Source organism: Streptomyces boetiae, from assembly GCF_031845405.1.
GTDB lineage: Bacteria > Actinomycetota > Actinomycetes > Streptomycetales > Streptomycetaceae > Streptomyces > Streptomyces boetiae.
On the sequence record NZ_JAVREN010000087.1, the window covers coordinates 1 to 7,758 of the forward strand.

The 7,758-nt window shown below is 74.7% G+C and carries 7 protein-coding genes; all 7 read left to right on the forward strand.

From position 1 onward, the window contains the following. The coding region (locus tag RM780_RS27265) for a LysM peptidoglycan-binding domain-containing protein (protein WP_311633583.1) at positions 1-192 on the forward strand (192 nt) is incomplete at its 5' end. Between the two features lie 225 nt (positions 193-417). Then, positions 418-1,698, forward strand: a complete 1,281-nt coding sequence (gene eno / locus RM780_RS27270; RefSeq protein WP_311633584.1) for a phosphopyruvate hydratase — start codon at positions 418-420, stop codon at positions 1,696-1,698. A gap of 182 nt (positions 1,699-1,880) precedes the next feature. After that, complete coding sequence (locus tag RM780_RS27275; protein WP_311633585.1) at positions 1,881-2,384, forward strand: FtsB family cell division protein; 504 nt, start codon at positions 1,881-1,883, stop codon at positions 2,382-2,384. 301 nt (positions 2,385-2,685) lie between these two features. Then, the gene (locus RM780_RS27280; RefSeq protein WP_311633586.1) at positions 2,686-3,288 is read left to right on the forward strand and encodes a DUF501 domain-containing protein; all 603 of its coding nucleotides are present in this window, start codon (positions 2,686-2,688) and stop codon (positions 3,286-3,288) included. Then, positions 3,285-4,238 (forward strand): Ppx/GppA phosphatase family protein, encoded by a 954-nt coding sequence (locus tag RM780_RS27285; protein ID WP_311633587.1) that lies wholly within the window; start codon positions 3,285-3,287, stop codon positions 4,236-4,238. Before RM780_RS27280 ends, RM780_RS27285 begins: the two co-directional genes overlap by 4 nt. 355 nt (positions 4,239-4,593) lie before the next feature. Next, the gene (locus RM780_RS27290) at positions 4,594-5,988 is read left to right on the forward strand and encodes an NAD(P)/FAD-dependent oxidoreductase (protein ID WP_311633588.1); all 1,395 of its coding nucleotides are present in this window, start codon (positions 4,594-4,596) and stop codon (positions 5,986-5,988) included. 316 nt (positions 5,989-6,304) lie between these two features. Continuing rightward, complete coding sequence (locus RM780_RS27295; protein ID WP_311633589.1) at positions 6,305-7,588, forward strand: cyclopropane-fatty-acyl-phospholipid synthase family protein; 1,284 nt, start codon at positions 6,305-6,307, stop codon at positions 7,586-7,588. The last annotated feature ends 170 nt before the right edge of the window (positions 7,589-7,758 follow it).

The following is a 7,758-nucleotide window of genomic DNA, read 5'->3' on the forward strand; positions in this document are numbered from 1 at the left end:
GGGCGGGCTCCGGCCGCCCCCTCCTCGGACGGCCGCCGCGACGGCGGGGTGTACACCGTTCAGCGCGGCGACACCCTCTCGGGCATCGCCGAGGAGTACGACACCACCTGGCCCCAGCTGTGGGCCGACAACGTCGACGTCGTCGGCGAGGACCCGGACCTGATCCTGCCCGGCCAGGAGCTGGCCCTCTGAGGCGCCTCCGCTGAGGCCCGGCCCGGTGCGAGGGGTGTGACGCCCCTCGCACCGGGCTTTATTCACTTCATAAACAAAACGCCCCCACCCCCGCTGAGCTGCGCCTTCAAGGCGGCCCCCGCCCCGGACGGCGAGCTGACCGACAGGGGCGGCACCCGGGGCGGCTACGCTCTTCAGGTCTGAAGGACACCACCGAAGACATCACTCGGACCGAAGGAGAACCTCGTGCCGTCCATCGACGTCGTCGTAGCCCGCGAGATCCTCGACTCGCGAGGCAACCCCACGGTCGAGGTCGAGGTCGGCCTCGACGACGGCAGCACCGGCCGCGCCGCGGTGCCCTCCGGGGCGTCCACCGGGGCGTTCGAGGCGCTGGAGCTGCGCGACGGGGACCAGGCCCGCTACCTCGGCAAGGGCGTGGAGAAGGCCGTGCTCGCCGTGATCGAGCAGATCGGCCCGGAGCTGGTGGGCTACGACGCCACCGAGCAGCGGCTGATCGACCAGGCGATGTTCGACCTCGACGCCACCGCCGACAAGTCCTCCCTGGGCGCCAACGCCATCCTCGGCGTCTCCCTCGCCGTCGCCCACGCCGCCTCCGAGTCCCGCGACCTCCCCCTCTTCCGCTACCTCGGCGGCCCGAACGCCCACCTGCTGCCCGTCCCGATGATGAACATCCTCAACGGCGGCGCGCACGCGGACTCCAACGTGGACATCCAGGAGTTCATGATCGCGCCCATCGGCGCCGAGTCCTTCTCCGAGGCCGTGCGCTGGGGCGCCGAGACTTACCACACGCTCAAGAAGGTCCTCAAGGAGCGCGGCCTGGGCACGGGCCTGGGCGACGAGGGCGGCTTCGCCCCGAGCCTGTCCTCCAACCGTGAGGCCCTGGACCTGATCGTCGAGGCCATCCAGAAGGCCGGCTACACCCCAGGCCAGGACATCGCCCTGGCCCTGGACGTCGCCGCCACCGAGTTCTGGTCCGAGGGCAGCTACACCTTCGAGGGCAAGCCCCACACCGCCGAGCAGCTGAGCGCGTACTACGCCGAGCTGGTCGGGGCCTACCCGCTGGTCTCCATCGAGGACCCGCTGAACGAGGAGGACTGGGAGGGCTGGCAGGCCATCACCACCCTGCTCGGCGACAAGGTCCAGCTCGTGGGCGACGACCTCTTCGTCACCAACCCCGAGCGCCTCCAGCGCGGCATCGACTCCGGCGCGGCCAACGCCCTGCTGGTGAAGGTCAACCAGATCGGCTCCCTCACCGAGACCCTGGACGCCGTCGAGCTGGCCCAGCGCAACGGCTTCAAGTGCATGATGTCCCACCGCTCCGGCGAGACCGAGGACGTCACCATCGCCGACCTGGCCGTCGCCACCAACTGCGGCCAGATCAAGACCGGCGCCCCCGCCCGCTCCGAGCGCGTCGCCAAGTACAACCAGCTGATGCGCATCGAGGAGATCCTGGACGACGCCGCGGTCTACGCCGGCCGCAGCGCCTTCCCGCGCTTCCGCGGCTGACGCGCCCCGGCCGCCCCCCTTCCGGGGACCCGTCCCCGCCGCCTGCCGCCCGTCCCCGCCGCCGTTCCCGTACGGTGGCGGGGACAGGGGCGGGCACGCCGACGGCAGGCCCACCGGCATTCGGCGACCGTGCCGCGACCGGCCCGGCCCCGGGCCGGGAGCAGCGCGGAGGAGGAGGCGACGTGGCCCGGGACCGGTTCTCCACCGCCACCAGGCTGCGGCTGCTCGGCGAGCAGGCAGCCGCCCGCGTCTACCAGGCGGAGAACCGCCGCCTGCGCCGCCCGCCGCGCCGCACCCGCCTCACCGGGCGGGCCGCGGTGCTGGCCCTGGTGCTGTGCTCCCTCGTCGTCGCCCTCGCCTACCCGCTGCGGCAGTACATCCAGCAGCGGGCCGAGATCGCCGAGCTGCGCGAGCAGGCCGAGGAGGACCGCGAGCAGGTCGAGCGGCTGCGCGACGCCAAGGCCCGCTGGCAGGACCCGGCCTACGTAGAGCAGGAGGCCCGCGAGCGGCTGAACTTCGTCCGCCCCGGCGAGACCGGCTACCTCCTGCCCGGGGGCGGGGCGGACGCGGGCGCCGACGAGGCGGAACGCTCCCGCACCCGCGGCGCGCCCGCCGAACGCCCGTGGTACGACACGCTCTGGGAGGGCCTGGACCGCGCCGACGGCACGACCGCCCGGCCGGGCTAGGCCCCGGCGCGCTTCGCCGCGCGGGGCCGCTGGGCCGCGCCCGCGGGCGCGGCGGCGCGCCGCCGGGTGCCCCCCCGGCCGCCCCGGCCGGCGGGCCCGGGCACACGCGGCCCGGACACGCCGTCACCGGGACCGTTTCGACCAACGCCCGCCCCGCACGCCGCGGTCGAACGTCCCGCCTCGCCCGCCCCGCACGTCCCGCCCCGACCGTTCCCGAACGCCCCCGTCCCGGGCGTTCCGCCCCCTCCGACCCCGGCGGCGCCGGACGCGCCGCACCCGAACCGAGCCGGAAGAGCCCACCGTGAAGCCCGCCCCGCCCCCGACGCCGGGTCCCCCGGACGCCGTCGCCACGGAAGAGGACGCGCGTGCCGTCCAGGCCCAGATCGGCCGCCCGCCGCGCGGCCTGCGCGCCGTGGCCCACCGCTGCCCCTGCGGCAATCCCGACGTGGTCGAGACGGCCCCGCGCCTGCCGGACGGGACCCCGTTCCCCACGACGTACTACCTGACCTGCCCGCGCGCCGCCTCCGCCATCGGCACCCTGGAGGCGGACGGCGTGATGCGGGAGATGACCGCCCGGCTGGCCGCCGACCCCGAACTGGCCGACGCCTACCGGGCCGCCCACGAGGACTACCTCGCCCGCCGGGACGCCATCGAGGTGCTGCCCGGCTTCCCCAGCGCGGGCGGGATGCCCGACCGCGTGAAGTGCCTGCACGTCCTGGTCGCGCACTCCCTGGCCGCGGGCCCCGGCGTCAACCCGCTGGGCGACGAGGCCCTGGCCCTGCTGCCCGAGTGGTGGCGCAAGGGCCCCTGCGTGCCGCCGCCCGGCGCGGAGGGCGCCGCAGGCGACGACCGGGGCGCAGCGGCGCCCGGCCACGACCACGCACCGGAGGATCCGACCCCATGACGGCAGCCGCCGCGATCGACTGCGGCACCAACTCCATCCGCCTCCTGGTCGCCGACGCCGACCCGGCCACCGGGCGCCTCACCGACCTCGACCGCCGGATGGAGATCGTCCGGCTCGGCCAGGGCGTGGACCGCACCGGCCGCCTCGCCCCCGAGGCCCTGGAGCGCACCTTCGCCGCCTGCCGCCGCTACGCCGGGATCATCGCCGCGCACGGCGTCCCGCCCGGCCGCATGCGCTTCGTGGCCACCTCCGCCTCCCGGGACGCGGAGAACCGCGACGCGTTCACGGCCGGGGTGAAGGACATCCTCGGCGTGCTCCCCGAGGTGGTCACCGGCGAGGAGGAGGCGCGGCTGTCGTTCACCGGCGCCACCCGGGAGCTGGCCGGGCGGCACGGGGTCGCCCCGCCGTTCCTGGTGTGCGACATCGGCGGCGGCTCCACGGAGTTCGTGCTGGGCGACGACCGGGTGCGGGCGGCGCGCAGCGTGGACATCGGCTGCGTGCGGCTGACCGAGCGGCACCTCACCCAGGACGGCCGGATCTCCGACCCGCCGGCGCCCGCGCAGGTCGCGGCGGTGGCCGCGGACGTGGAGGCCGCACTCGACCTCGCGGCCGAGCGCGTCCCGCTGGACAGCGCGCACACCCTGGTCGGCCTGGCCGGCTCGGTGACCACGGTGGCCGCCATCGCCCTGGGGCTGGCCTCCTACGACTCCGAGGCCATCCACCACGCGCGCGTGACGGCCGATCAGGTCCGCGCCATCACCACGCGCCTGCTGGACGCCACGCACGCCGAGCGCGCCGCAATCCCCGTGATGCACCCGGGCCGGGTGGACGTCATCGGCGCGGGCGCGCTGATCCTGCTGAAGATCATGGAACGCACGGGCGCCGCCGAGGTCGTGGTCAGCGAGCACGACATCCTCGACGGCATCCTGTGGAGCGTGGCCGAGGGCTGATCCGCGGGCCGCTCACCTCCCGGGCGCGTTGCTGGTGAGGCGCCCGGGAGGGGCTTGGGAAGCCCGCCGGAAACAAGTTCGTGAAGTTTTTCACATGAAACGGGGGTGCGCGGGCCCGCTCGCGCGCCCCCGAGGCCGCCCGTGTCCGGAAACGACGGGGTGCGCGGGGCGTTGAGCACCGGCGCCGGCCGGCCCGGGAGGGGCGCCGGACGGGTCGCGGGCCCCCTCACCTGCGCGGATCGGCGCCCGGGGCGAACGTCCTCGGCGGGCGGCGGCGCAGTGTAGCAGAACGGCCGGTTCTGCTTGTGAAGCCCCTCACGAGCCCCCCTCCGGGGACGGGTGGATACTCGATCCCATGAGCACCACGGAGCGTCCCCGAATTCTCGTCGTTGGTGGCGGGTACGTCGGACTGTACGCAGCCCGCCGCATCCTCAAGAAGATGCGCTACGGCGAGGCAACCGTCACCGTCGTCGACCCGCGTTCGTACATGACGTACCAGCCGTTCCTCCCGGAGGCGGCTGCCGGAAGCATCTCTCCGCGGCACGTCGTGGTGCCGCTGCGGCGGGTGCTGCCCCAGGCCGAGGTCCTCACGGGCCGGGTCACCTCCATCGATCAGGACCGCAAGGTCGCCTCCGTCTCGCCGCTGGTCGGCAAGGCGTACGAGGTCCCCTTCGACTACCTGGTGGTGGCCCTCGGCGCGGTCTCCCGCACCTTCCCGGTGCCGGGTCTGGCCGAGCAGGGCATCGGCATGAAGGGCGTCGAAGAGGCCATCGGTCTGCGCAACCACGTGCTGGAGCAGCTCGACAAGGCCGACTCCACGACGGACGAGGACGTCCGGCGCAAGGCACTGACGTTCGTCTTCGTCGGCGGCGGCTTCGCCGGCGCGGAGACCATCGGCGAGGTGGAGGACCTGGCCCGCGACGCGGCCAAGTACTACCCCAGCATCGAGCGCGCGGACATGCGCTTCCTGCTGGTCGACGTCGCCGACAAGATCCTCCCCGAGGTCGGGCACAAGCTCGGCGAGTGGGGCCTGGAGCACCTGCGCAAGCGCGGCATCGAGGTGCACCTGCAGACCTCGCTGAAGTCCTGCGTCGACGGGCACGTGGTGCTCAGCAACGGCGTCACCGCCGACTCCCACACCATCGTCTGGACGGCGGGCGTCAAGCCCCACCCGGCGCTGGCCCACTACGGCCTGCCGCTGGGCCCGCGCGGACACGTGGACACCACGCCCACCCTCCAGGTGGCCGGCACCGACTGCATCTGGTCGGCCGGGGACAACGCCCAGGTGCCCGACCTCGCGGCCCGCGCCGCGGGCGTGGAGAACGCCTGGTGCCCGCCGAACGCCCAGCACGCGCTGCGCCAGGCCAAGGTCCTGGGCGACAACGTCATCGCCGGGCTCCGCGGCTTCCCGCAGAAGGAGTACAAGCACGCCAGCATGGGCGCGGTAGCCGGGCTCGGGCTGCGCAAGGGCGTGGCCATGATCAAGCTCGGCCCGCTGACCCTCCGCTTCCGCGGCCGGATCGGCTGGTACCTGCACCGCGGCTACCACGGCATGGCCGTGCCGACCTGGAACCGCAAGATCCGGGTCTTCGCGGACTGGACGCTGGGCCTGTTCCTCAAGCGCGAGGTCGTCTCGCTGGGCGCCATCGAGCACCCGCGCGAGGAGTTCTACGAGGCCGCCGCGCCGGTCACGGCCGCGGCCGAGGCCGGGACGCGGCAGGAGAGCAGGACGGCCGCCAAGGCGGGCTGAGGCCCCGCCAGGCCCGGGTTCGACCGGGCGGACATCACGGGCGCGACGCCGCCGGGATCCACGTGGTCCCGGCGGCGTCGCCCGTTGCGGGGCGCGGCTGCGGGGCCCGGGGGCCCAATCGGCTGAGGCGACGGGCGGAACGGGTGGAATGGGCGGCCCGGTGTGAGCGTTTCCTCCCTCATCTGGTGCGAACGTGGTCGCGAACGCTTCGCTTTTTGCTCGTTTTGGGAGCGTTCTCGTCGCCGTCTCGTCCGTTCCGCAGCCCGCTTCTCCCGTTCTCCCGTTCTCCTGCCGGCCTTCCCCCGGAGGTGTCCCTATGGCCGTCGCCGCCCCCCGCATCGCCGCACTCGCCGGGCAACTGCTCGGTATCCCGCTCCCCGTCCGCGTGCGGGCCTGGGACGGCAGCGAGGCCGGGCCGCCGGGCGGCCCCGTGCTGGTGCTGCGGCACCGGCGCGCGCTGCGCAGGGTGCTGTTCCGGCCGGGCGAGCTGGGCCTGGCCCGCGCCTGGGTGGCCGGCGAACTCGACGTCGAGGGCGACCTGTACGCCGTCCTGGACAAGCTGCTCGCGCCCCTGCAGGACCGCGCCCCCGCCGACGCCCGCCAGAAGCTGGCCGCCGCCCGCGAACTGCTCGCCCTCGCCGGGCCCCAGCTCCCGCTGCCCCCGCCCCCGCCGCCCGAGGAGATCGGCCGCCGCCAGGGCCCGCTGCACTCCCTGCGCCGCGACCGGGCCGCCATCAGCCACCACTACGACGTGGGCAACCCCTTCTACGAGCTGGTCCTCGGCCCCTCCATGGTCTACTCCTGCGCCGTCTGGGGCGGCGGCGCCGAAGACCTCCAGGCCGCCCAGACCGCCAAGCTCGACCTCATCTGCCGCAAGCTCGGCCTGCGCGAGGGCCAGCGGCTGCTGGACGTCGGCTGCGGCTGGGGCTCGATGGTCCTGCACGCCGCCCGCCACTACGGCGTCCACGCGGTCGGCATCACCCTCTCCGCCGAGCAGGCCGCCTACGCCCGCGAGCGCGTGGCCAAGGAGGGCCTGGAGGACCGGGTGGAGATCCGGGTCCAGGACTACCGCGAAACGTCCGACGGGCCGTTCGACGCCATCTCCTCCATCGGGATGGCCGAGCACGTGGGCGCCGCCCGCTACCGCGAGTACGCCGAGCGGCTGCACGGCCTGCTGCGCCCCGCCGGCCGCCTGCTCAACCACCAGATCTCCCGGCCGCCGGTGGCGGACGAGAACGGCTACCGGGTGGACCCCTTCATCGACGCCTACGTCTTCCCCGACGGCGAGCTGGCCCCGGTCGGCCGCACCGTCTCGCTGCTGGAGGAGGCCGGCTTCGAGGTCAGGGACACGGAGTCGCTGCGCGAGCACTACGCCCTGACGCTGCGCCAGTGGGTGCGCAACCTGGAGGCCAACTGGCCCGAGGCCGTCCGCCTCACCTCACCGGGCCGGGCCCGCGTCTGGCGCCTGTACATGGCCGCCTCGGCGCTGTCCTTCGAGCGCGCCCGGATCGGCATCCACCAGGTCCTCGCCGTCCGCACCACCTCCACCGGCGGCTCCGGCCTCCCCCTGCGCCCCCGCGCCTGGACGGAACCGGCGTAACGGCGAACGCGCGGCCTTCCGGCCCGTCCCGAACCCCCGGAGCGTCAACGCCCGGAGCTGCCACGCCGGCTCCGGGCGTTCGCGTCCGCCGAATCCGCGCATCCGCGCCGAGGCGTTGCCCGCAGGCGGAACGGCGGCGGCCGGGCGGTCGCCCCGACGGAACGCCCGGC